Origin of the sequence: Tropicimonas sediminicola, assembly GCF_900188335.1 — a bacterium.
Lineage (GTDB): Bacteria > Pseudomonadota > Alphaproteobacteria > Rhodobacterales > Rhodobacteraceae > Tropicimonas > Tropicimonas sediminicola.
On the sequence record NZ_FZOY01000007.1, the window covers coordinates 15,229 to 37,916 of the forward strand.

Here is a 22,688-nt window from a genome sequence, read left to right on the forward strand (position 1 = left end):
CGTCAGGCGACCGCCAGCACCCGCGCTTCGGGAAACCCGGCCCGGATCGAGGCGCAGAAGGCATCCAGATGCACATCGCGGACCAGCGCCACGATGGCCCCGCCAAAGCCACCGCCGGTCAACCGCGCCCCGAGCGCGCCCGAGCGCATGGCGCCATCGACCAACGCGTCCACGCGGGCGATCGACACCTCGAAATCGTCCCGCTGCGAGAGGTGGCTCTCGATCATGCGCCGGCCAAAAGCCGCAGCCGCCCCGGCTTCCAGGTCCGCAACCCCGGCGCGGACCCGTTCGTTCTCGGTCACAACGTGGCGCACCCGACGGCCGAGCGGTTCGGCCAGCCCGATGGCGCGGCCGAGATCGTCGAGCGACAGCTCCCCGAGATCGGCCACCCCTAGCTCGCTGGCGGCCCGGGCGCATTCGGCGACACGCTCGGAATAGGCGTCGAGCGCCAGGCGGTGGCTGACGCCGGAATGGACCACGACGAAATGATGGTTGTACGGCAGACGGATCGGGGAGACGTCCAGCGTGCGGGTGTCGAGCAGCAACGCGAGCCCGGGCACCCCGGCCGATGCCGCCACCTGGTCCATGATCCCGCAGGGTACGCCGACATAGTCGTTCTCGACCTTCAGCGCGATCCGCGCCAGCTCGCCGGGTTCGTCCTCGCGCCCGAGAAGCGCATTCGCCGCCCGCAGCGTCGCCACCTCGACGGCCGCCGAGCTGGAGAGCCCCGCCCCCACCGGCAGCGTCGCCGAGACCGCACAGCGGCAGCCGTCGCGCGCGATCTCCTCGCCGGCGACAGCCTGCAAGCAGCCGAGCATGTAATCCGACCAGCGACCGGCCGGCGGATCGTCAGCTCGGCGACGGTCGGTCTCGGAGAGCGTTTCGCTCACGAATTCGACGAGTCCGGGCTCGCTGCCCGGCCCGACCGCCACCGCGACCCCGAGGTTGAGCGGCATCGGCATCGCGAGCCCGCCGGTGTAGTCCGTGTGCTCGCCGAGCAGGTTGACCCGCCCGGGCGCAAAGGCGACGGCTCCGGGCTGGCACCCGAATGCCGCTTCGAAAGCATTGGACACCTGGACGAGCAGTTCCTCGTCGGTCACGTTGCTTACCCGTTGCACCCCCTGCCCTCCCCGATGCGGCGCACCGGCCATCGGGGCGCGCGACGTTCACGATAGGCGGGGGCGATGCCGGCGTCCATGGCCGCCACATATGAAAACCCGCGCGGGGCCGGGTGGCGCCGCGCGGGTCGGGATCCGTGTCGGGTGTCTGGCCCGCGCGTCAGCCGAGCGCTTCCACCGAGGCGCGTGCGCCCTTGGCCACCAGCGCCGCATGGACCGGCTGCAGAAGTGGTTCGAGCCGTGCCGCCAGGTCTGCGGGGAAGACCTCGCGGACCGTCAGCAACGCGTGCACATCGCCGTTCTCCGGCGCCTCGTCGGTCAGGGTCCACAGCCGCTCGGCCAGCGGGTCCTGAACGTCGATCGCCGCGCCCTTTTCGTCGGTACCGGCGACGTAGCGCATCCATGCGGACACCGCGAGCAACAGCCGCGGCGAGGCGCGGTCGTTGTCGAGGTTCTCCTGCAGCGTGGAGAGGATCCGCTGCGGCAGCTTCTGGCTGCCGTCCATGGCGATCTGCCAGGTGCGGTGCCGGATCGACGGGTTGCGGAACCGGTCCAGCAACATGCCGGCATAGGCGGTGAGATCGACCCCCTCGGGCGGCGTGAGCGCCGGGATGATTTCCTCGCCCCAGAGCTTCTCCACGAAGCCCGCGAAGGCCGCGTCGGCAGTGGTGTCGGCAATGGTCTCGTGGCCGGCAAGGTAGCCGAGGTAGGCCAGCGAGGAATGCGCCCCGTTCAGCATCCGCAGCTTCATGTGCTCGAAGGGCGTGACGTCCTCGACCATCTGTACGCCGACCGCCGCGAAATCCGGGCGCTCGCCGCCGACGAACTCGTCCTCGATCACCCATTGCCGGAACGGCTCGTGCATCACCGGGGCGGCATCGTGGTAGCCCACGGCCTCCTCGACGCGGGCGATGTCCTCCGGCTTGGTCGCGGGCACGATCCGGTCGACCATCGTGGAGGGGAAACACCCCTCCGCCTCGATCCAGTCGGCAAGTTCCGGGTCGATCAGCCGCGCAAGGTCGATCACCACGCCCCGCGCCACCTTGCCGTTGTTGGGAAGGTTGTCGCAGCTCATCACGGTGAAGGGCGGCCGGCCGGCCTTCTTGCGCCGCTGCAGCGCCCGAACGATGAAGCCCGGCGCAGATTTCGGCAGCTCGCCGGTGCAATCGTAGACGATGTCGGGATGCTTCGGGTCGAGCTCGCCCGTCGCCGGGTTGTGGCAATAGCCCTTCTCGGTGATGGTCAGCGAGACGATGCGGACATCGGGATGCGCCATCGCCGCGAGCAGCGCCTCTGGGTCTTCCGGCGCAACCAGCATGTCGCGCACATTCTCCACCACGTTGAAGCGCTCGCCCTGCGGCGCCAGCTCCACGGCGGTATAGGCGTAGCCCTGCGGCTTCAGGGCATCGCGCACCGCCGGGGAGCGGAGCGAGACCCCCAGAATGTCCCAGTCGCCGCCGCCCGCCCGGACTGCTTCCGCGATCCAGGGAGCGCCGAAGGCGCGGAAAAAGGCGCCGAGGCCCAGATGGACGATTCCGATCCGGGCCTCTTCCGCGTTCCTGCGGGTCAGTCGTTCAGCGGGCAAGCCAGCCTCCGTCAACGTTGTAGACAGCCCCGTTCACATAGTCCGAAGCGGGCGCTGCAAGGAAGACCGCCGTGCCGGCGATGTCCTCGGGCGTGCCCCAGCGGCCGGCGGGAATGCGGCCGAGGATCTCGGCGCTGCGGGCAGGATCGGCGCGCAGGGCGGCGGTGTTGTCGGTGGCGATGTAGCCCGGCGCGATGGCGTTCACGTTGATGCCCTTCGCGGCCCATTCGTTGGCCATCAGCTTGGTCAGTCCCGCCACGCCGCTCTTGGAGGCAGTGTAGGACGGCACGCGGATACCACCCTGGAACGAGAGCATCGAGGCGATGTTGATGATCTTGCCCGGCCGCTCGGCCGCCAGCGCCGCCTTCGCGAAGGCCTGGCAGTTCAGGAAGACCGCCTTCAGGTTGATCGTCATAACGTCATCCCAATCGGCCTCGGAAAAGTCGACCGTGTCGTCGCGCCGGATGATCCCGGCGTTGTTGACCAGGATGTCGATCTGCCGCTCGGCGAAGATCGAGGTCAGCGCCTTGGGATCCTCGATCAGGTTGACGAGCACCTCGTCGGTGCTGCCGAGCTTCTCCAGGGTCTCTGTCGCCGGCACCACGCCGGCACAGATCACCTTGGCCCCGGCGCCCGCCAGCCCGAGCGCGATGCCCTGGCCGATACCGGTGTTGGCGCCGGTCACCAGCGCGTTTTTTCCTTCGAGCGAGAACGAGATCATTTGAGCTCCTCCACGGGGATCATGTCCATGTCGGTGAAGGCCATGTTGTCGCCTGCCATGGCCCAGCAGAAGGTGTAGGAGCCGGTGCCGGCGCCGGAGTGGATCGACCAGGGCGGCGACATGACGATCTCTTCGCTGTGCATGACCAGGTGCCGGGTTTCCTGCGGCTGCCCCATGAAGTGGAACACGCACTGGCCCTCGGCCACGTCGTAATAGAGATAAGCCTCCATCCGGCGGTCATGGGTGTGGGCAGGCATGGTGTTCCAGACCGAGCCGCCGTGCAGCTTGGTGTAGCCCATCACGAGCTGGCAGGATTTCACGCCGTTCTCGTGGATGAACTGGTAGATCGTGCGGTCGTTCGAGGTCTCGGCGGAGCCGAGCTTCACCTCGTTGGCATCCGCGGGCCTGGCCAGCGTGGTCTGGTAAGTCTGATGCGCCGGGGTGGAGACGATATAGAACCGTCCCGCGCCGGAAAAGGTCACCGGGCCCGCGCCCATGCCGATGTAGAGCACATCGCCGTTGGCCAGCTCGTAGGTTTCGCCGCCGACCGCAACGCTGCCGGTCTCGCCGATGTTCAGGATGCCGGCCTCGCGGCGAGCGAGCCAGGTGTCGGTGCCGCATTCGGCCACCGCGTCGAGCGTCAGCTCCTTGCCGGCCGGCACCGCGCCGCCGACGATCATGCGGTCGTAGTGGGTGTAGGTCAGCCGGATCTCGCCCTCGGCGAACATCGCCGGCACGTGGAACTTCTCGCGCAGCTCGGCGGTGTCGTACCGCTTCGCGGCCTCCGGATCGGTGGCGTAGAGTGTCTTGACGGTCAGCATCTGGTGAGTCCTTTCAAATGGACGCCGCGCCGGGCGCGACGATGTCGGCAATCGGTCCCGCCTGCCGGTCGCAGGCGTGCGTCGGCATTCAGGTCAGAGGCGGTAGGCCTTCTTGACGAGCCGGTATGCGAGCTCCTGCGCCACGTCGAAGGCCTCGTCCTCGGCCAGCCGCCCGGTGTTGACGAGCGTCGAGAGGAAGGCGCAGTCGACCCTGCGCGCGACGTCGTGCCGGGCGGGGATCGAGCAGAAGGCACGGGTGTCGTCGTTGAAGCCCACGGTGTTGTAGAAACCGGCGGTCTCGGTGGTCATCTCGCGGAACCGGCGCATCCCCTCGGCGCTGTCGTGGAACCACCAGGCGGGTCCGAGCTTGAGCGACGGGTAGACGCCGGCCAGCGGCGCGAGTTCGCGGGCATAGACGGTCTCGTCCAGGGTAAAGAGGATCACGCTCAGGCGCGGGTCCGTCCCGACCTCGTCCAGCAGCGGCTTGAGCGCGGTCACGTAGTCGGTCCGTCCGGGAATGTCGAAGCCTTTGTCGCGGCCGTATTGCGCCATCATGGGCGCCGAGTGGTTGCGCCGCGAACCCGGATGGATCTGCAGCACCAGCCCGTCGTCGAGGCTCATCCGCGCCATCTCGGTCAGCATGTGGCCGCGGAAGGCGTCTGCCTCTTCTGCGGTGCAGGTGCCTTTCAGCGCCTTTTCGAACAGCGCCACCGCCTCGGATCGGGGAAGGCATTCGGTCCGCGCTGTCGCGTGGCCGTGATCCGAGGAGGTGGCGCCGAACTCCTTGAAATACGCACGGCGATTGCGGTGCGCCTCAAGGTATCCGTCCCAGGTGATTGCGTCGGTGCCGGCCATCTCGCCGAACCGCGCAACATTTTCCGCAAAGCCTTCAAACTCCGGGTCGACCACCGCATCGGGGCGATAGGCCGTCACGACCCGCCCGGCCCAGCCGCTCTCGCGGATCATCCGGTGCCAGCGCAGATCGTCCAGCGGGCTTTCGGTCGTGGCGATCACCTCGATCCCGAAGCGTTCGAAGAGCGCCCGCGGCCGGAACTCCGGCCTGGCGAGGCAATCGGAGATGTGGTCGTAGAAGGCATCCGCCGTCTCCGGGCCGAACCGGTCGGTCAGGCCGAAGACATGCTCGAAGGAATGGTCGAGCCAGAGCCGCGAGGGCGTGCCGCGGAACAGGTAGTAATTCTCGGCAAAGAGCCGCCAGATCTTGCGGCCGTCGGTCTCTGCCCGCGAGCCATCGGCCCGCGGCACGCCGAGCGAGTCGAGCGAGACCCCCTGCGAGAAGAGCATGCGGAAGACGTAATGGTCCGGGGTGACGAAGAGCTGCGCCGGATCGGGGAAGGGCTCGTTCTCGGCGTACCAGCGCGGATCGGTATGTCCGTGCGGGCTGACGATCGGAAGATCCTTGACGGAGCCGTAGAGCGCACGCGCCAGATCGCGGGAACGCCCCTCGACCGGGAAAAGCCGATCATCATCCAGTTGGCTCATCTTCCCTCCCCCTGTATTTCAAAGTCTTGGCCGGGTGGCCATTGCTTTCTGGCAGACTGATATGCTAGAATGCTTGACAAGTCAACGGGGCGGAACAGTCATGGCAGGCATCTCGAAAATCACCTCACTGGAGCCCATTCCTCGGCCGTCCGTCGCGGATCAGGTCTTCGACACGCTCTACGAGCAGATCGTCTGGCTGGAGCTGCCGCCCGAAACGCGGCTGTCGGAAATCGAGGTCGCGCGTGCGCTCGACGTGTCGCGGCAACCGGTTCGCGACGCCTTTTTCCGCCTCTCCAAGCTGGGGTTCCTGGTGATCCGGCCGCAAAGGGCGACGACCGTCAGCCAGATCTCGATCCGCGCAGTCCGGGAAGCGACCTTCGTGCGCACCGCGCTCGAGGTCGAGGTGCTGCGCCACGCCTGCGACACGCTCACGCCCGGGGACTTCGACGAGCTGGAGGACAACCTCCGCCAGCAGAAGGAGGCCGTCGCGGCAAATGACCGGTCCGGCTTCCACAAGCTCGACGACGTCTTCCACCAGACGATCTGCGAGCTGATCGGCCATCCCTTCGCCTGGCGGATCATTCGCGAGAGCAAGGCGCATATGGACAGGGTACGTCTGCTGTCGCTGTCCTTCGGCTCGCACGGCGCGCTGGAGGACCACGTCAAGCTGCTTGCCGCGCTCCAGGCCGGCGACAAGGCGGAAACCGAAGCGCTGATCCGTGCGCATCTCGGGCGGATCCACGACCAGCTCGGGCGCATCCGCGCCGAACACCCGCAGTATTTCGCCGACGAAGACGAGGGATGAGGCACCCCGGCCGCCCATCCCCCTGCCAGGAATTCCGGAGCCTTTCATGACATCAAGCACAGAGCAGCTCAGCCGCGAACTCGGCACGTCCGGCGTCAGGGGGTCGGCCGTGGGCCTCGGCACCTGGGCCATCGGCGGCTGGCGATGGGGCGGCACCGACGAGGCCGCGGCGATCGACGCGATCCGCGCCTCGATCGACGAAGGCATCAGCCTGATCGACACCGCGCCTGCCTACGGGCTCGGCCGCTCAGAGGAAATCGTGGGCCGCGCCATCGCCGGCAGGCGCGACGAGGTGATGCTCTCTACCAAATGCGGGCTTGTCTGGCACACCGACAAGGGAACCCGGAAGTTCGAGCACGACGGCAAGACCGTCTACCAGTATCTCGGTGCGGATTCGATCGTCCACGAGGTCGAGCAAAGCCTGCGCCGGCTCGGCACCGACCGGATCGACCATTACATCACCCACTGGCCCGACGTGACGACCCCGGTGGACGAGACGATGGAGGCGCTGATGCGCCTCAAGGCGCAGGGCAAGATCCTCTCCATCGGCGCCTCCAACGTGACGCCCGAGCTGGTGCGGGAGTACCTCGCCGCCGGGCCGCTGGATGCGGTGCAGGAAAAGTTCAACGTGCTCGACCGCGGGCTTTCCGACGCCCTGCTGCCGCTCTGCCGCGAGAACGGCGTCTCGGTGATGAGCTATTCCTCCCTCGCGCTCGGCCTGCTGACCGGCAAGATCGGACCGGAACGGCGCTTCCCCGAAGACGACCTGCGACACGGCAACCCGCGCTTCTCGGTGGAGACCCGCCAGAAGACCGCGGATTTCGCCGCGGCCATCGCGCCGATAGCCGAGGGGCATGGGGCGACCATCGCGCAAATCGTGATCGCCTGGACGCTGGCGCAGCCGGGCATCACCTTTGCCCTCTGCGGCGCGCGCAACCCGGATCAGGCCCGCGAGAACGCCGGTGCCGGGCGGCTGCGACTGCCGGAAACGGATCTCGCCAAGATCGACGCGGCGGCCCGGCGCTGCCTCGCTGGCATCTGAGACCGGCCGGTCAGACCGAGACCGCCTGCTTCAGCTCTTCCTTGGACAGCTCCTCGCGGCTCCCGGCCATCGACACGGAGCCCCGCTTCATCACGACGAAGCGGTCGGCCAGCCCATAGGCAAACTCGAAATACTGCTCGACCAGGATGATCGCCATGTCGCCCCTGTCGCGCAGGTATTCGATGACCCGCCCGATCTGCTGGATGATGTTGGGCTGGATGCCCTCGGTCGGCTCGTCGAGCAGCAGAAGCTTCGGCTTGGTCAGCATGGCGCGGGCGATGGCGAGCTGCTGTTGCTGCCCGCCGGAGAGGTCCCCGCCGCGACGCCCGAGGAACTCCTTGAGGATCGGGAACAGCTCGTAGATCTCGTCGGGGATGAAATGCTCGTCGCGCGGCAGGCAGGCATAGGCGGTCTCCATGTTCTCCTTGACCGTCAGCAGCGGGAAGATCATCCGCCCCTGCGGCACGTAGCCCACGCCCTTGCGGGCCAGCGCCTGCGCCGGGACGCGGCCGATCTCCTCGCCGGCAAGCTCCATCCGCCCGCCGGACCGCGGATGGGTGCCGGAGATCGCCTTGAGCAACGAGGTCTTGCCGACGCCGTTGGTGCCCATCACGCAGGTCACCTCGCCGGCCGCGGCCTCGATGTCGATGCCGTGGAGGATCTGGCTGCCGCCGTAATGCAGGGTCAGGCCTTCGGTTTTCAGCATCTCTAGCGCCCCAGGTAGACGTCGATGACGTCCTTGTTTTGCGTCACGTGATCGAGGCTGCCCTCGGCGAGAACCGAGCCCTCGTGCAGCACCGTGACCTTGCAGTCGAGCCGCCGGACGAACTCCATGTCATGCTCGACGACCACCACGGCGCGGGTCTTTGCGGCCTGTTTCAGCAGGTCGGTGGTGTGCTCGCGCTCGGCCAGCGTCATGCCGGCGGCGGGTTCGTCCACCAGCAGCAGCTGCGGCTCCTGCGCCAGCAACATGCCGATCTCCAGCCATTGCTTCTGCCCGTGCGACAGCTCGCCCGACTTGCGGCCAAGCTGATCGGCCAGGCCGATCTCCTCGGCCAGTTCCTCGATCCGCGCCATGTCCGCCGAGGAGGGCCGGAAGGTCAGCACGCTCCAGGGGCTGCGGTTCTTCTTCAGCGCCATCATCAGGTTGTCGCGGACGCTCTGGTCCTCGAACACCGTCGGGCGCTGGAACTTGCGCCCGATCCCGGCCTGCGCGATCCGGCTTTCGGACATCTTCAGGAGCGACTGGTTCATCTCCCCCCAGAGCACGTGGCCCTCGTCCGGGCGAGTCTTGCCGGTCACGATGTCCATGAAGGTGGTCTTGCCCGCGCCGTTCGGGCCGATGATCGCGCGCAGTTCGGCAGGGCCGATGGAGAAGCTGAGGTTGTTGATCGCGCGGAAGCCGTCGAAGGTGACGGACACGCCGGAGACCTCGAGGAGCTGGCTCATTGCTCGGCCTCCTGCTCGCGGAAGCTGCCCTTGTCCGGGCCGAGGTCGGCGCCGTGGCGGTCGGGTGCGCGGCGGCCGCTGATCAGGTCGAAGAGGCCGCCGATGCCCTTGGGCGCGAAGAGCGTCACCAGCACGAAGGACAGCCCAAGCAGCACCTGCCACCAGTCGACCCAGTTGATCGTGTAGAACCCGAGCGGGACGCTCGGCACCTGGCCGCCGGTGAACATGGTCGACAGGAGCGAGACGAATGCCGCGCCGATCACCGCGCCATAGAGCCGGCCGCGCCCGCCGATGGCGACCCAGACCGCAAGGTAGATCGAGGCGATGGGCGCGATCTCGGCCGGGTTGATGATGCCCGCCTGCGGATAATAGAGCGCGCCCGCAATGCCGGCGATCACCGCCGTCAGGGTGAAGACGAAGAGCTTGTAGCCCTCCACCGAGTAGCCGAGGAAGCGCACGCGCGCCTCGTCGTCGCGGATGCCGCGGATCACCGAGCCGAACTTGCCCGAAACCACCCAGGCGCAGAGCAGGTAGCCCGCGCCAAGCGCGACCGCCGAGGCCCAGAAAAACCACAGCGAAAGCTGGGATTGCGGCACGGCGGTGAGGCCGGGGATGTTCTGCAGGCCTGACAGACCGTTGTTGCCGCGCAGGCCGGAATCGTTCTGGAAGAGGTAGAGCGCCAGCGCCAGCGTCATCGCCTGGGTCAGGATCGACAGATAGACGCCGGTGACCCGGCTGCGGAAGGCCAGCCAGCCGAAGACCAGCGCCAGAAGACCGGGAACCAGCACCACCAGCGCGAGCTGGATCCAGAGGCTGTCGGCGAAGGCCCAGATCGGCGGGAACTCGGCCGAGCCGACGACGCCGAAGATCTGCGTGCCGATGGCATCGACGACCTCCTGTTCCGTCGGGGGGATGGCCGAGTTGGCCATGGACGCAGTGACGATGTCCTCGGTCCGGGCGTACATCAGCCACATGCCGATCATGTAGCCGCCGATGCCGAAGAAGGCCATGTGGCCGAGGCTGAGGATGCCGGTGTAGCCCCAGACCAGATCCATCGCGAGTGCGACGAGGCAGAGGCAGAGCGTCTTGCCCAGCGTCTTCAGGAAGGAGGTGGAGAGCGCACCGGTCCCGGCGGCTTCGCTGGTCATCGTCACCGCGAGGGTGAACAGCGCCAGGCAGGCAAGGAAGATCGGGACCGAGGGGTTACGCGTGAGGAAGGTTCCGGTCATGGGCGGCCTCCGCCGGTGACGCGGGGGGCCGGCCCCCCGCACGCTCCGGGATATTTACGGACAGAAGAAGTGACGGTCTGGTTTCGCATGATCAGTCTCCCGCCGCCCGGCCCTTGAGCGCGATGATCCCGCGCGGCCGGAACTGAATGAAGATGATGATGAAGATGATCATGTAGGTCTGGGCCGCGAGCGTGTTCGACGGGTTGAGCCATTCGATGCCCTTCTGCAGGAAGCCGATCATGGTGGCGCCGAGCAGCGTGCCCCAGATGTTGCCGACACCGCCGACGACGACGGTCATGAAGCTCTGGACGATGTAGTCGGAGCCGAGCTCGGAGGTGACCTTGGCGTAGAGCCCGATGGCGACACCGGCGATGCCGGCGATCCCGGAGCCAAGCCCGAAGGTCAGCATGTTGATGCGGTCCGGGTTGATGCCCATCGAGGCCGCCATACGCGGGTTCTGGGTAACCGCGCGGACCTCGAGTCCAAGCCGCGTGCGGCGCATGATGAAGAGGAACACGCCGAGGAACAGCAGGGCGAGCACGAAGATCGCGATGCGGATGTAGCTGATCGAGACGACATCGTTCAGCACCAGCGCGCCGTCGAGCCAGCCGGGCGAGGTGAGCGGACGGGCCTGGGTGCCGAAGATGTTCTTGGCGAGCTGCTGCAGCGCGATCGAGATGCCGAAGGTGGCCAGAAGCGTCTCCAGCGGGCGGTTGTAGAGCCAGCGGATCACCAGCCGCTCCATAGCTACGCCTGCGGCGAAGGTGACGGCGAAGGCGAGCGGCAGGGCGACCAGGATCGAGACGGTGTAATTCGGCACGATCTGCTGCACGACGTAGCCTGTATAGGCCCCCATCATGATGAACTCGCCATGCGCCATGTTGATCACCCCCATCACGCCGAAGGTGATGGCGAGGCCGATGGCGGCGAGGAAGTAGATCGAGGCAAGCGAAAGCGCGTCGAGCGTCAGATCGAGGGCCTGGTTGAGACCGACGCGCAGGTTCATGCGGGCCAGCGCGGCTTCGGCGGCATCGGTGATGGCGGTGGACGGCTCAAGGTACCGGTCGAAAAAGACATGTGCGTCGAGCGCGGCAGCCAGGTCCGCCGCGGTGGCGGTCGGCGGAACGATCCCGGCCTGCGCCAGCGCGGCATAGGCACGGTCGCGCGCCTCCTCGGTGTCGAGTTGGCCCACCGGGACGCCGCCGACACGGCCGCCCTCGATATTGGTTTCCAGTGCGGCACGCCTGTCGGCCGCGCTGATGCGCGCGGGCGCGAGGTCGTTGTCGACGAGCAGGGAATAGGCGGCGGCTTCGCTGAGCTCCTCGCTTCCGGGCTTCAGCTCGCGCGCGATGTTCAGATCCGTGGGGAGGTCCCCTGCCACGGCTTCCCGGCGGGTGGCGAGAAGCGGGTTCAGCGCGGCGCGGGCATCGACCCCGAGATCGCCGGCGAAACTGTTGATCGCCTCGACGCGGGCGGCCTCGTCATCCCCGTAGGTGATGGTCAGCAGGCGGACGAGGCGCTCCTCGCGGGCGCGTATCCCGGGGTCGGTCTCGGTTTCCAGCGCGCCCAGAAGGGCCGGCAGGTGGTCCGGCTCGGGATCGCGCTGAATCGCGTCGAGCGCTTCGGCCCGCTTGGCCGGGTTCGGGTCCATCAGCTGGAACTGCACCAGCGCCGCTGCGATCAGGCCGCGGACGCCCGAGTTGGGCTTGAGCTGGTCGATGTCGGATTTCGCGTATTCCCCCACCGGGGCGCCGCCGTCGATCTCGATCAGGCGATAGGTCGAGCGGTCGATCTCCTCGGCAAAGAAGAACAGGCCGTCCTCCTTGCGTTGCCAGAGTTCCTTGGCCTGCCAGTTCTCGAGGACGGCGCGGGCTTCGGGCAATCCGCTGTCACGAAGCGCGGCGATCGCGGGCTCGATGGTCCGGCGGGACGCCTTCTCGATCAGCGCGGCGTGCTCCTGGAGCAGCGCCTGGATCGGACTGACCTGTGCGGAGCCGTCCTGGCTTTCCTGCGCGGCCGACACGCCGGCACAGAGCATCAGGGCAGCAAATGCTGCCAGTAGGTATCGTATCATCGCTGCCTGCGCCCGGAGAGGAAGTGGAAGGGCGCGAACGCCCTTCCCGTCTGTCGATCTGATCTGCGGCGGATCAGTAGTTGGACTTCATCTGCACGCAGGTCTCGGTCTCGGTGTTGTACATGCCGCAGCCAAGATCCGCCCAGTCGGACTTGAGCACCGCCGATTCCGGCAGGAAGTCGGTCCAGGCGTCGCCCGGAACCGGATCGGTCTCGGAGATGATGTCGAACTGGCCGTCTTCGAGGATCTCGCCGATCAGCACCGGCTTGGTCAGGTGGTGGTTCGGCAGCATGGTGGCGGTGGAGCCGGTCAGGTTCGGGTATTCCTGGCCGATCATGGCGGCGGAGACGGCGTCGACGTCGGTGGTGCCGGCCTCTTCGACGGCGTTGACCCACATGTTGAAGCCGATGAAGTGGGCTTCCATCGGGTCGTTGGTCACACGATCCTCGCCCATGCGCGCCTTCCAGGCGGAGATGAACTCGTCGTTCAGCTCGGATTCGGCGGACTGGAAGTAGTTCCAGGCGGCCAGGTGGCCGACGAGGTTGGAGGTGTCGAGACCCGAGAGCTCTTCCTCACCCACGGAGAAGGCCACGACGGGGATGTCGTCGGCGGAGACGCCCTGGGCGGCCAGTTCCTTGTAGAAACCGATGTTGGCATCGCCGTTGATGGTGGAGATCACGCCGACCTTCTTGCCGTCGGCGCCGAGCGCCACGACATCGGAGACGATCTTGGACCAGTCGGAATGGCCGAAGGGGGTGTAGTTCACGAAGATATCCTCTTCGGCGATCCCCTTGTCCTTGAGGTAGGATTCCAGAATGTTGTTGGTCGTGCGCGGGTACACGTAGTCGGTGCCGAGCAGCGCGAATTTCTCGACGCCCAGTTCCTCCAGGAAGTAGTCGGTTGCCGGAATCGCCTGCTGGTTGGGAGCGGCGCCGGTGTAGAACACGTTCTTCGAGCTTTCCTCACCCTCGTACTGCACGGGGTAGAACAGCAGGCCGTTCAGCTCCTCGATGACCGGCAGGACCGACTTGCGCGACACCGAGGTCCAGCAGCCGAACATCACGTCGACACCTTCGACGGTGATCAGCTCGCGCGCCTTCTCGGCGAACAGCGGCCAGTCGGAGGCCGGGTCGACGACCACGGCTTCGAGCTGCTTGCCGAGCACGCCGCCCTTGGCGTTCTGCTCGTCGATCAGCATCAGCATGGTGTCCTTCAGCGTCGTCTCCGAGATCGCCATCGTGCCGGACAGCGAGTGCAGCACGCCGATCTTGATGGTGTCGTCCTGGGCCATGGCGCTGGTCGCAAAGGCCAGAGCGCCAACCAGCGCGGAGGTCATACGAAGTTTCATGATGAACGGAATCCCTGTCGCTTGTCGGTGTGAGGACGGCACCCTTTTCGGTCGGCGCACTGAGGCGCCGAGCGTCGTTCCTGCCGGACCGCACCACCGGTTTCCTGTTGTTGAGATCGCAGAGAGTTGCCCCCCCCTGGACCCATCTGATCTGCCGCGTCTGGCTGTGAGCCGCGGCTGGAGGAGATAAGAGGCAACCGCCGTGCGTTGCGCAAATGTTAGGCACATCAATCCGACCACAGGACGCCGAACGCCGAAAAATGCGCGATTTGAACGCTGATTTCACGGAGCCGTGATCAATTTGTGAGCAAAAGAGAGTCAAATAGCCACGAATTCGGGGCCTCCGGCACGACCGGGTGGGCCTCGCCGCGGCCGGCCCCGGGGCGGGCTACTTCTTCAGATTCTTCAGAATGAGGGTCAGCAGGGGCACCAGCGCCGTCAGCCCGGCCGCGCTCAGAGGATTGCGCGCGACGGTCCTCAGGTCGTTCGCCAACCCCTGGACTTCGGCCGCAGCGTCGACGACCTCGCCCTCCAGATCGGACAGGGCCAAGTCCCGCACTTCACGGGCGGCCTCGACATCCCCGTCGGCGCTGACGTTCCGGGCGACCAGCAACAACAGGGCCGCAAGCGCAAGGTTGACGATGGCCACGATCAGCGCGGCGAGCCAGGGCTCCAGCCGGGCCGCGAGCGCGAGATAGCCTGCGACGTTCAGCATGATCAGCCCGACGGCTCCAAGGATTCCCGCGGCGGCGGTCATGCCGATCTGGCGACCGACCGCGGCCACCTCGCGACGGGCGATGAGTTTTTCCATCCGGATGGCTATGGCGGCGTTGCGCGTGATACGGCTCATGTGCGGCTCTCCTTCAACGGGCCCGACCCAGAACATAGCCGAGCACGAACGCCGCGAAGACGGTCACCAGCGGCTTGTCATGGTGCAGGTCCTCCAGTTCGGCGATGAACTGCTTTGCCAGCGTGTCGAGTTCGGTGTCTTCCAGTTGCGATATCGCCCAGGAGAGCGGCGAGGCGTGGGCCTCCCCGGTTTCCTGCCCGGTTTCCTCCCCGGTTTCCTCTTCGGGGCTTTCGTCCGGCGTGCCGGCCTGTTCAGGCTCCGGCTGACCGGCCTGTGCCCGCGCTTCGGCCAGTTCGCGCCGCAGCGCCTCGAGTTCCGCGACGAGTTCGGTTCTTGTCGGCATGTCTCACTCCCCCATCGCTTCGTCGGGCAGGGCCTGTGTCGACCGCATCCCCTCCGAAACCGCTTCCGCCCTGGTGTTGACGGCCAGTTGCCCGTCGCGCGACATCAGCACGGCCAACCATCGCAGTCCCGGCACATGGGCGAACACGATCAGCATGCCAACCATGATCGGCACCGACAAGAGCGCCCCCGCCACCCCCCAGATCGTCGTCCAGAAGGTCAGCGAGAGGATGACGAGGAAGGGCGAGAGGTTGAGCGAGCGCCCGGTGATCGACGGCTCGAGGATGTTGCCGATGGAGAACTGGATCGTCCCGCAACCGATCGCGATCACCAGGAAGGGCGTGATGGTGTCGAACTGCACCAAAGCCACCAGCGCGGGCAGCACCACGCCGAGGATCGAGCCGATCGAGGGAATGAAGTTCAGCGCAAAGGCCAGAACCGCCCAGGTCTCGGCGAAATCGAGCCCCATGGGCTTGAAGATCGCGTAGCTGAACAGCCCGGTGAGGACAGAGACGAAGGTCTTGACGATGAGATAGCGTTGCAGGCCGACCGAGATCGACTGGACGACGGAGCGCACTTCGAGCCCGGTCTTGCGGTCTGGCGCGGCGATGGGGAACTTGCGCTTCATTGGCCCGCGTTCGGCCAGCATGAAAGGCACGTAGAGGATCACGAGGAAGAGCCCCGCCAGGAACCCCTGGGCCGACGACAGCGCGCTCACGGCCCAGCCGCCCATGTCGATCTCCGCCAATGCCTCGCGCAGGGACTCGGCGTTCTCGTCGCCGATCAGCGACACGATGCCGGAAGCCAGTCCGTCGAACCTCTCGGCATATCGCGGGATCGCCTCGGAGACCTGCTCCCCCTGGCTCGACAGGATCAACCCGATGACGAGGAAGCCGGACAGCACGACCATCACGCCGGCAAGATGAGCGATCCAGATCGGCACCTGCACCGGGCCGATGCGGATGGCGGCGATCCGGTCGATCACCGCCACCAGCAGGACGAACACCAGCACCGCGAAGGTCAGCGGCAACAAAAAAGCCGCCCCCTTCACGAGGCCATAGATCGCAAGCACCATGACGAGCAGCAGGTCGCGCCAGAATTCCAGCGTGCCGGCGCTGCGGCGGAGGGTACTGTCCACGGAGGCGGGGCGCTCCTCCGCCATGAGGATCAGTCGACCGCCTTCTTCATGCGGTCATAGGCATCCTTCATGCGCAGGCCGAGCTGACGGGCCGCCTCCCCGACCTCCTCGGTGGAGCGGTCGAACTGCGACCGGCTCAGGAACTTGTCCCACTCGCCGGTCAGCTCCGTCCATTCATCCTCGGCTTCCTTGCTCGCGAGGTGCAACTGCAGCCGCATCTCGTCGCGTGCGCGCTTGAGATCTTCCTTCAGCTTCTCGAGATCAGCCATGGCGAACTCCTTTCTCCCATGGGGAACAGATATGCAGTTCCCCGGCGAACACCAGTCAGGAGGGTCGGAAATCGCCTGTCGCGAGTCAAGCGCAGGGCGTTTCAGTCGAGCCGCGCCTCCAGCCGGTCGCAGGCCCAGCCGACCCCGCGATGCAGCAGCAGCGCCAGCGCCGCCAGCACCAGCAGCGCGGCGAACATCAGGTCGGTCTTCACCCGGCCGTTGGCCAGCAGCATCAGGTAGCCAAGACCGCCGGACGCGCCGACCCATTCGCCGATCACCGCCCCGATCGGAGCGTAGACAGCTGCCAGCCTGAGCCCCGATGCGAGCGACGGGATCGCCGCCGGCACCTGGATCCGCCAGAGCAGGCGCGCCGGTGTCGCGCCCATGGTCCGGCCAAGGTCGAGCCAGCCGGGCGGGGTCCGCATCAGGCCGTCGAAGAAGGCGGAGGCGACGGGGAAGTAGATGATGAGCACCGTCATCACGACCTTCGACCAGATGCCGTAGCCCATCCAGAGCGTCAGGATCGGCGCCAGCGCGAAGACCGGGAGGGATTGGGTCGCCACCAGCGCCGGGCGCACGAGGTAGCGCGCCGCCGGCGAGACCGCGAGCACGATTGCCGTTGCCGCGCCAAGCCCCGCGCCAAGCGCCAGCCCGGCCAGCACCTCGGTCAGGGTGATCCCGGCGTGCCAGCCGATCAGGCCGAGGTTGCTCCACAGGGCCTCGACCACCCGCACCGGTCCCGGAAGAATGAAGGGCGGTATGTCGGCCAGCGTCACCAGCGCCTGCCAGAGCAGGACGAAGACAGCCCCCGCCGCGAGCCCACGCACCGGCCCGGCCATCACGCGGGCTCCCGGAGCGCCGCCAGCAGGCGCCCCTGGAACGCGAGCGTCTCCGGGTCCGCCGCCGGTCGGATCGCGGGCAGCGCCGGCGGCACGGCCTCGACCATCCCCTTCGCGCCCATCAGGAACACCCGGTCGCCCAGCCGCGCCGCCTCCCCCGGATCATGGGTGACGAGAAGCACGGTGCGGCCCTCCAGAGTCTCGGCGGCGAGATCCTGCATCTCGGCCCGTGTCCGTGCGTCGAGCGCCGAGAACGGCTCGTCGAGCAGCACGATCGGCCGGTCCTCCATCAGCGTCCGCGCTAGCGCCACGCGCTGCCGCTGCCCACCCGAAAGCTGCCCGGGCCGCTTGTGGGCGTGCGCCGCAAGGCCGAGCCGCGCCACCAGTTCGGTCGCCGCCTCGGTTTCCGGCACCTGTCCGCGCAGCCGCGCCCCGAGCGTCACGTTGCCCAGCACGTCGAGCCAGGGCAGCAGCAGGTCGGTCTGCGCCATGTAGGCCACGCGCCCGGCGATCGGACGGCCGTCGCTGGCCCGCACCTGCCCGTCGAAATCGACGCCGGTCTCGAGCCCCGCGATCAGCCGCAGGATGGTGGTCTTCCCGCAGCCCGAGGGGCCCAGCAGACAGGACCACGAGCCGGCGTCGATCTCCAGATGGACCGGCGGAAAGAGCGGCGCCGCGCCGAAGCTGGCGCCACCGACAAGCGTGATCCCGGGCGCCGGCGTCATTCGGCCCCGAGATCGACCGCGATCTCGGAGACGAGCCGCCGCCCCTCGACCATGCCGGTTTCCTGAAGGAACGCCTCGAACCGGGCATAACGCCCCGCGTCGAGCCCGGCGGGCGCCAGCGAGAAGCGCGGCCAGGTATCGGCCCAGGCCTTCTCGTTCAGCTCGTCCCTGAGTTCCTTCGCGGTGCCGGAGAACACCTCCCATGCCTCCTCGGGGTGGTTCACGATGAAATGGGTCGCCTGTTCGGTGGCTTCGAGGAAACGCAACACCTTGTCCTTGTCCATCAGTTCCGGATTGGCGACGTAGATCAGCTCGTCATAGGGCGGCAGCCCCTCTTCCTCGAGGTAGAAGCAACGACCGGGCACCTCCTCGATCTCCATCTGGTTGAGCTCGAAGTTGCGGAAAGCCCCGATCACCGCGTCGACCTGCCCGGCCATCAGCGCGGGCGAGAGCGACCAGTTGACGTTGACCAATTCCACGTCGTCGAGCGTCAGCCCGGCATTGCCGAGGATCTTGCCGAGCAGCGCCTCTTCGACCCCGGCCACGGAATACCCGATCTTGCGGCCCTTCAGGTCGGCGATTTCCGCGACCGGGCCGTCCTCCAGCACCAACAGGCAGTTCAGCGGCGTGCCGATCAGCGTACCGACCCGGCGCAGCGGCAGGCCGTTGGCGACGGCGAGGTGCAGCTGGTACTGGTAGTCGATGGCGATGTCGGCGCGGCCCGCCGCGGCCATCTTGGGCGGCTCCGAGGGATCGGAAGGCGCGATGATCTCGACCTCCAGGTCCTGCTCGGCAAAGAAGCCCTTTTCCCGGGCGACGATGATCGGCCCGTGGTCCGGATTGATGAACCAGTCGAGCACGACGGTCATCTTGTCGGCCGCCGCGGCCGGTCCGGCCGCCATCAGCGCGAGAACGAAGGAAAGCTTGCGCATCTTGCGTCTCCTTGAAGATCAGAGGTCTCCGGCCAGCGGCCAGAGTGCGTGGAAATGGTGGCTCGGTCCATGGCCATGCCCGACGCCGAGGTCGTCGGCGCCGGCAATTGCGCCGGTCAGCCATGCCTTGACGGTAGCGACGGCCTCCGGGAGCTCACGTCGCTTCGCCAGCTCCGCGGCGAGCGCGGAAGAGAGCGTGCAGCCGGTTCCGTGCGTGTTGGCCGTGGGCACCCTCGGCCCTTCGAGCCAGATGGTTTCGTTGCCCGAGGCGAGCAGGTCCGGGCTCGCTCCGCCCCCGAGATGACCGCCCTTGAGCAACACCGCCTCGGGGCCGAGCCCAAGCAGCGCCTTGGCCTGGCGCTCCATCTCGGCGCGGGTATCGGCCACATCGCAGCCGAGCAGCGCCGCCGCTTCCGGCAGGTTGGGGGTGAGCAGGGTGGCCCGCGGCAGAAGCCGGGACCGCAGGCTGCCCACCGCATCTTCCGGCAAGAGCGGGTGTCCGCCCTTTGCCACCATCACCGGGTCGAGCACCACCGGCCCTGCGAACCCCGCGATGGCATCGGCCACGGCCTCGGCGATCTCCGCGCCCGCGATCATACCGATCTTGATCGCATCGACGCGGATGTCGTCGAGGATCGCGGCGATCTGCTGCGCCACGAAACCCGGCGGCACCAGGTGCACTCCGCTGACGCCAGTCGTGTTCTGGGCCGTCAACGCGGTAAGGGCGGCCATGCCGTAGACACCGCGCGCCGAGAACGCCTTGAGATCCGCCTGGATGCCGGCGCCGCCCGACGGGTCGGAACCGGCGATGCTCAGAGCCGTTGCAACGCTCATGCCATGCCCTCGCTCACGGCCGCGAGCAGCCCGCGTGCCGCCTCTTCCGGGTCGGGCTTGCCGCAGATCGCGGAGACCACGGCCAGCCCCGCCGCTCCGGCCCGCAGAACCTCTGCCGCGTGGCGTGCTTCCAGCCCGCCTATGGCGACGGCCGGCACCGCCGACAGCGCCACCATCCGCGCCAGCCCGTCAAACCCGATGGGCTCGGCGTGATCGGGCTTGGTCGCCGTGCCGAAGACCGGCCCGGCGCCGAGGTAATCCACCAGCACGGGGTCGACGGCGCGGACGTGGGCCTCGGTCTCGACAGAAAGCCCCAGCACCATGTCCGGCCCGATGGCGGCGCGCGCAGCGACCGGGGCAAGATCGCCCTGCCCCACGTGAAGCCCGTCAGCGCCGAGCGCGACTGCGGCCTCGACGTCGTCGTTTACCACAAGATGCGCGCCGCTGCCGGCAAGCGCCGCCTGAAGCTCGCGGCCAAGCGCGATCCGCTCCGCTGTGGTCGCCATCTTGTGGCGCAGCTGGACCGTGCGCACACCGCCGGCCGCCGCCGCCCGTGCCGTCTCGACCATACCGGTCGCACCGCAGAGATCCGGGTCCAGCACGAGATAGACTGAAAGATCGAGCGCGCGCCTCATGCCGCGCGTACCCGCGCCGCGCCGAGGCTCTCGGGCCCGACAGCCATCAGGGCATCGAGGAAGGCCGCGGAAAAACTGCCGGGTCCGGACACTCCGTCGCCCGCCATCTCCCCGGCCACCGCGAAATGCGCCAGCGCGCCCACGGTGGCGTCCAGCGGATCCTCCACCACCGCCGCATAAGCACCGACGAGGCAGGTCAGCGCACAGCCAGTCGCCGTCACGCGCGGCATCAATGGCGAGCCGCCGCTGATCCAGACCCCGCGCGCCCCGTCGGTCACGAAATCGACCGCGCCGGTCACGGCGACGACCGATCCGGCCTCCTGCGCCACCTTGCGCGCCGCCGCCTCTGCCGCCTGCACGCTGTCGCCGGCATCGACCCCCTGCCCGCTGCTGCTCTCCCCGGCGATCGCCAGGATCTCCGAGGCGTTGCCGCGCACGATCGTCGGCCGAAGTTGCATCAGCTTCGTCGTCGTCTCGCGGCGCAGACCGGTCGCGAAACAGGCAACCGGATCAAGCACCCAGGGCTTGCCCGCCCCCGTCGCACCGTCAATCGCCTCGACCATGCCCGCAACCCATCGCGGGCTCAGCGTGCCGATGTTCACCGTCAGCGCCCCGGCAACTGCCGCGAACTCCCCCGATTCCTCGGCGTCATGCACCATCGCCGGCGCCGCGCCGGCGGCGAGCAGCACGTTGGCGGCGAAGTTCATCGCGACATAGTTGGTGATGCACTGCACCAATGGCGCGCCGGCGCGCATGGCCTCGAGCGATCGGGACGGGGATGTCATCTGTCTGCCTCCTGGGACGGAGGCAAAGCGGGAATTGGAGGGTCTACGCCTGTCCGCTCCCGACTCCCTCCGCCAGCATCATCTGGTTCAGGTTCAAAGGGTGCTTCTCAGACCGCTCGCGCGGACGCCCCTGTCGATGGTGCCGGACAAGAACAGATTGCCCCGCGGTTGTCACGGGGCAATCCGTGCAGTCCCGAGATTCCCGGCGGCGGGCCCTCAGGCGAGTTTCATCTCCTGGACCACGTCCTGCACGATAAGGTTCGCGGAGGTCGCTTCCTGCACCTGCTCGACGGTCACGCCGGGCCCGACCTCGCGAAGCACCAGGCCCTCCTCGGTGGGCTGGATCACCGCCATCTCGGTCACGATGAGGCTGATCCGGCGCAGCGCCGTCAGCGGCAGCGTGCATTCCGGCACGATCTTGGGCTTGCCCTTCTGGGTGTGGACCATCGCCACGACAACGCGCTTGGCGCCGGCCACGAGATCCATCGCGCCGCCCATGCCCGGCACCATCTTGCCCGGAACCATCCAGTTGGCGAGGTAGCCGCGCTCGTCCACCTGCAGCCCGCCAAGCACCGTCATGTCCAGGTGGCCGCCACGGATCAGCCCGAAGGACATCGCCGAATCGATCGACGCCGCGCCAGGCACCGCTGTGACGAAGGCGCCGCCGGCATCGGTCAGGTCGGCATCCTCCATCCCCTCCGGCGGTCGCGCCCCGAGGCCGATCACCCCGTTCTCGGCCTGAAAGAAGACGTCCACGTCGTCCGGCAGGAAATTGGCCACCATCGAGGGCAGTCCGATCCCGAGGTTCACCAGCATGCCGTCCTTCACCTCGAGGGCGACCCGGCGGGCAATGATCTCCTTGGCGTCCATCTCAGTGCTCCCGTTCCAGAAGGTGATCGACCAGCACGCCGGGCGTCTTGACGGCATCCGGTGGAATGGCCCCGACCGGCAGGATCGTGTGCGGCTCTGCAATCACCGTATCGGCGGCGAGAGCCATCACCGGGTTGAAGTTATGGGCGGTCAGCGAATATTCGAGGTTTCCCTTGTAGTCGGCCGATTTCGCCGCGATCAGGGCGAAGTCGCCGCGGATCGGGATCTCCAGCAGGAAACGCCTACCCTCGACCTCGACCACCTGCTTGCCCTCCTCGACCGGCGTGCCGAGACCCGTCGCCGTCAACACCCCGCCCAGCCCGACGCCGCCCGCGCGGATCCGCTCGACCAGAGTACCCTGCGGCACCAGGTCGACGTCGATCTCGCCGGAGATCATCTTGGCCTGGGTCTCGGGGTTCAGCCCGATGTGGCTGACAACGGCCCGCGCAATCAGCCCCGCCGTCACCAGCTTGCCGATCCCGGTGCCGGGCATGGCGGTGTCGTTGGCGACCACTGTGAAGCCGCCGACGCCGCGCTCCACCAGCGCATCGATCAGACGATGCGGGCTGCCCACCCCCATGAATCCGCCGATCAGGAGCGTCGATCCCTCGGGGATCAGCTCCGCGGCCGCCTCGACCTTCGTGGCTCTCTTCATCACCTGCTCCTCTGAGGTCCGGCCGCATGCCGGCAGTCGCTCCGCCGATAATGGTCCGAGATGACCCTGCCATGTCATAGACAGCATGTCGCAACTTGCGGGCAGCCGGACGATGCTCCAGA

At 67.5% G+C, this 22,688-nt stretch carries 24 protein-coding genes and 1 riboswitch; of the genes, 2 read left to right on the forward strand and 22 right to left on the reverse strand.

Annotated features, from left to right (window positions below; genetic code table 11):
* Nucleotides 1-2: 2 nt before the first annotated feature.
* The 5 genes from galK to uxaC all read right to left on the reverse strand — a co-directional run bounded on the left by galK (nt 3) and on the right by uxaC (nt 5,745).
* Nucleotides 3-1,118 carry a galactokinase gene (gene galK, locus CHB86_RS16775; RefSeq protein ID WP_176442910.1) on the reverse strand — a complete coding sequence of 372 codons (1,116 nt, stop codon included), beginning with the start codon at nt 1,116-1,118 and terminating at the stop codon, nt 3-5.
* 160 nt (nt 1,119-1,278) lie between these two features.
* Nucleotides 1,279-2,703, reverse strand: coding sequence for a mannitol dehydrogenase family protein (locus CHB86_RS16780; RefSeq protein ID WP_245838057.1), 1,425 nt, complete (start codon nt 2,701-2,703; stop codon nt 1,279-1,281).
* Nucleotides 2,693-3,424, reverse strand: a complete 732-nt coding sequence (kduD, locus tag CHB86_RS16785; RefSeq protein WP_089234246.1) for a 2-dehydro-3-deoxy-D-gluconate 5-dehydrogenase KduD — start codon at nt 3,422-3,424, stop codon at nt 2,693-2,695. Before kduD ends, CHB86_RS16780 begins: the two co-directional genes overlap by 11 nt.
* Nucleotides 3,421-4,245, reverse strand: coding sequence for a 5-dehydro-4-deoxy-D-glucuronate isomerase (gene kduI / locus CHB86_RS16790; RefSeq protein ID WP_089234247.1), 825 nt, complete (start codon nt 4,243-4,245; stop codon nt 3,421-3,423). Before kduI ends, kduD begins: the two co-directional genes overlap by 4 nt.
* Nucleotides 4,246-4,338: 93 nt before the next feature.
* Nucleotides 4,339-5,745 (reverse strand): glucuronate isomerase, encoded by a 1,407-nt coding sequence (gene uxaC / locus CHB86_RS16795; RefSeq protein ID WP_089234248.1) that lies wholly within the window; start codon nt 5,743-5,745, stop codon nt 4,339-4,341.
* A 100-nt stretch (nt 5,746-5,845) separates the two neighbouring features.
* Here uxaC and CHB86_RS16800 point away from each other — a divergent pair, with 100 nt between their 5' ends.
* The gene (locus CHB86_RS16800) at nt 5,846-6,550 is read left to right on the forward strand and encodes a GntR family transcriptional regulator (protein WP_089234249.1); all 705 of its coding nucleotides are present in this window, start codon (nt 5,846-5,848) and stop codon (nt 6,548-6,550) included.
* 46 nt (nt 6,551-6,596) lie between these two features.
* On the forward strand, nt 6,597-7,592 hold the full coding sequence (locus CHB86_RS16805) for an aldo/keto reductase (RefSeq protein WP_089234250.1): 996 nt from the start codon (nt 6,597-6,599) through the stop codon (nt 7,590-7,592).
* 10 nt (nt 7,593-7,602) lie between these two features.
* Here CHB86_RS16805 and urtE read toward each other — a convergent pair whose 3' ends face one another.
* From urtE to CHB86_RS16890, 17 genes are all read right to left on the reverse strand, one after another.
* A complete protein-coding gene (urtE, locus tag CHB86_RS16810) occupies nt 7,603-8,298 on the reverse strand; it encodes an urea ABC transporter ATP-binding subunit UrtE (RefSeq protein ID WP_089234251.1) in 696 nt (231 codons plus the stop codon).
* A gap of 2 nt (nt 8,299-8,300) precedes the next feature.
* On the reverse strand, nt 8,301-9,041 hold the full coding sequence (gene urtD, locus CHB86_RS16815) for an urea ABC transporter ATP-binding protein UrtD (protein WP_089234252.1): 741 nt from the start codon (nt 9,039-9,041) through the stop codon (nt 8,301-8,303).
* Nucleotides 9,038-10,270, reverse strand: coding sequence for an urea ABC transporter permease subunit UrtC (gene urtC / locus CHB86_RS16820; RefSeq protein ID WP_089234253.1), 1,233 nt, complete (start codon nt 10,268-10,270; stop codon nt 9,038-9,040). Before urtC ends, urtD begins: the two co-directional genes overlap by 4 nt.
* A 91-nt stretch (nt 10,271-10,361) precedes the next feature.
* Nucleotides 10,362-12,344, reverse strand: a complete 1,983-nt coding sequence (urtB, locus tag CHB86_RS16825; RefSeq protein WP_089234254.1) for an urea ABC transporter permease subunit UrtB — start codon at nt 12,342-12,344, stop codon at nt 10,362-10,364.
* A 73-nt stretch (nt 12,345-12,417) separates the two neighbouring features.
* Nucleotides 12,418-13,692, reverse strand: coding sequence for an urea ABC transporter substrate-binding protein (gene urtA / locus CHB86_RS16830; protein ID WP_089234255.1), 1,275 nt, complete (start codon nt 13,690-13,692; stop codon nt 12,418-12,420).
* Nucleotides 13,693-14,080: 388 nt separating this feature from the next.
* On the reverse strand, nt 14,081-14,542 hold the full coding sequence (locus CHB86_RS16835) for a phage holin family protein (RefSeq protein WP_176442911.1): 462 nt from the start codon (nt 14,540-14,542) through the stop codon (nt 14,081-14,083).
* A gap of 13 nt (nt 14,543-14,555) precedes the next feature.
* Nucleotides 14,556-14,885 carry a hypothetical protein gene (locus CHB86_RS16840; RefSeq protein WP_089234257.1) on the reverse strand — a complete coding sequence of 110 codons (330 nt, stop codon included), beginning with the start codon at nt 14,883-14,885 and terminating at the stop codon, nt 14,556-14,558.
* Nucleotides 14,886-14,888: 3 nt separating this feature from the next.
* Nucleotides 14,889-16,022: an AI-2E family transporter gene (locus CHB86_RS16845; RefSeq protein WP_245838059.1), complete on the reverse strand. Its 1,134-nt coding sequence runs from the start codon at nt 16,020-16,022 to the stop codon at nt 14,889-14,891.
* Between the two features lie 29 nt (nt 16,023-16,051).
* Nucleotides 16,052-16,291 (reverse strand): hypothetical protein, encoded by a 240-nt coding sequence (locus CHB86_RS16850; RefSeq protein WP_089234259.1) that lies wholly within the window; start codon nt 16,289-16,291, stop codon nt 16,052-16,054.
* Nucleotides 16,292-16,392: 101 nt separating this feature from the next.
* Entirely contained in the window at nt 16,393-17,130 is a 738-nt protein-coding gene (locus CHB86_RS16855) for an ABC transporter permease (protein WP_089234260.1), read from the reverse strand.
* Nucleotides 17,130-17,855: an ABC transporter ATP-binding protein gene (locus CHB86_RS16860; RefSeq protein WP_089234261.1), complete on the reverse strand. Its 726-nt coding sequence runs from the start codon at nt 17,853-17,855 to the stop codon at nt 17,130-17,132. The genes CHB86_RS16855 and CHB86_RS16860 overlap by 1 nt, the downstream gene beginning before the upstream one ends.
* The gene (locus CHB86_RS16865; protein WP_089234262.1) at nt 17,852-18,787 is read right to left on the reverse strand and encodes an ABC transporter substrate-binding protein; all 936 of its coding nucleotides are present in this window, start codon (nt 18,785-18,787) and stop codon (nt 17,852-17,854) included. Before CHB86_RS16865 ends, CHB86_RS16860 begins: the two co-directional genes overlap by 4 nt.
* Nucleotides 18,788-18,805: 18 nt before the next feature.
* On the reverse strand, nt 18,806-19,621 hold the full coding sequence (thiD, locus tag CHB86_RS16870; RefSeq protein WP_089234263.1) for a bifunctional hydroxymethylpyrimidine kinase/phosphomethylpyrimidine kinase: 816 nt from the start codon (nt 19,619-19,621) through the stop codon (nt 18,806-18,808).
* On the reverse strand, nt 19,618-20,256 hold the full coding sequence (gene thiE, locus CHB86_RS16875) for a thiamine phosphate synthase (RefSeq protein WP_089234264.1): 639 nt from the start codon (nt 20,254-20,256) through the stop codon (nt 19,618-19,620). The genes thiD and thiE overlap by 4 nt, the downstream gene beginning before the upstream one ends.
* The gene (gene thiM, locus CHB86_RS16880) at nt 20,253-21,041 is read right to left on the reverse strand and encodes a hydroxyethylthiazole kinase (RefSeq protein ID WP_089234265.1); all 789 of its coding nucleotides are present in this window, start codon (nt 21,039-21,041) and stop codon (nt 20,253-20,255) included. The genes thiE and thiM overlap by 4 nt, the downstream gene beginning before the upstream one ends.
* A 47-nt stretch (nt 21,042-21,088) precedes the next feature.
* Nucleotides 21,089-21,183: riboswitch (TPP riboswitch) on the reverse strand.
* A gap of 74 nt (nt 21,184-21,257) precedes the next feature.
* Nucleotides 21,258-21,911 (reverse strand): 3-oxoacid CoA-transferase subunit B, encoded by a 654-nt coding sequence (locus CHB86_RS16885; RefSeq protein ID WP_089234266.1) that lies wholly within the window; start codon nt 21,909-21,911, stop codon nt 21,258-21,260.
* A 1-nt stretch (nt 21,912) separates the two neighbouring features.
* Nucleotides 21,913-22,566 (reverse strand): 3-oxoacid CoA-transferase subunit A, encoded by a 654-nt coding sequence (locus CHB86_RS16890; protein WP_089234492.1) that lies wholly within the window; start codon nt 22,564-22,566, stop codon nt 21,913-21,915.
* Nucleotides 22,567-22,688 lie beyond the last annotated feature (122 nt).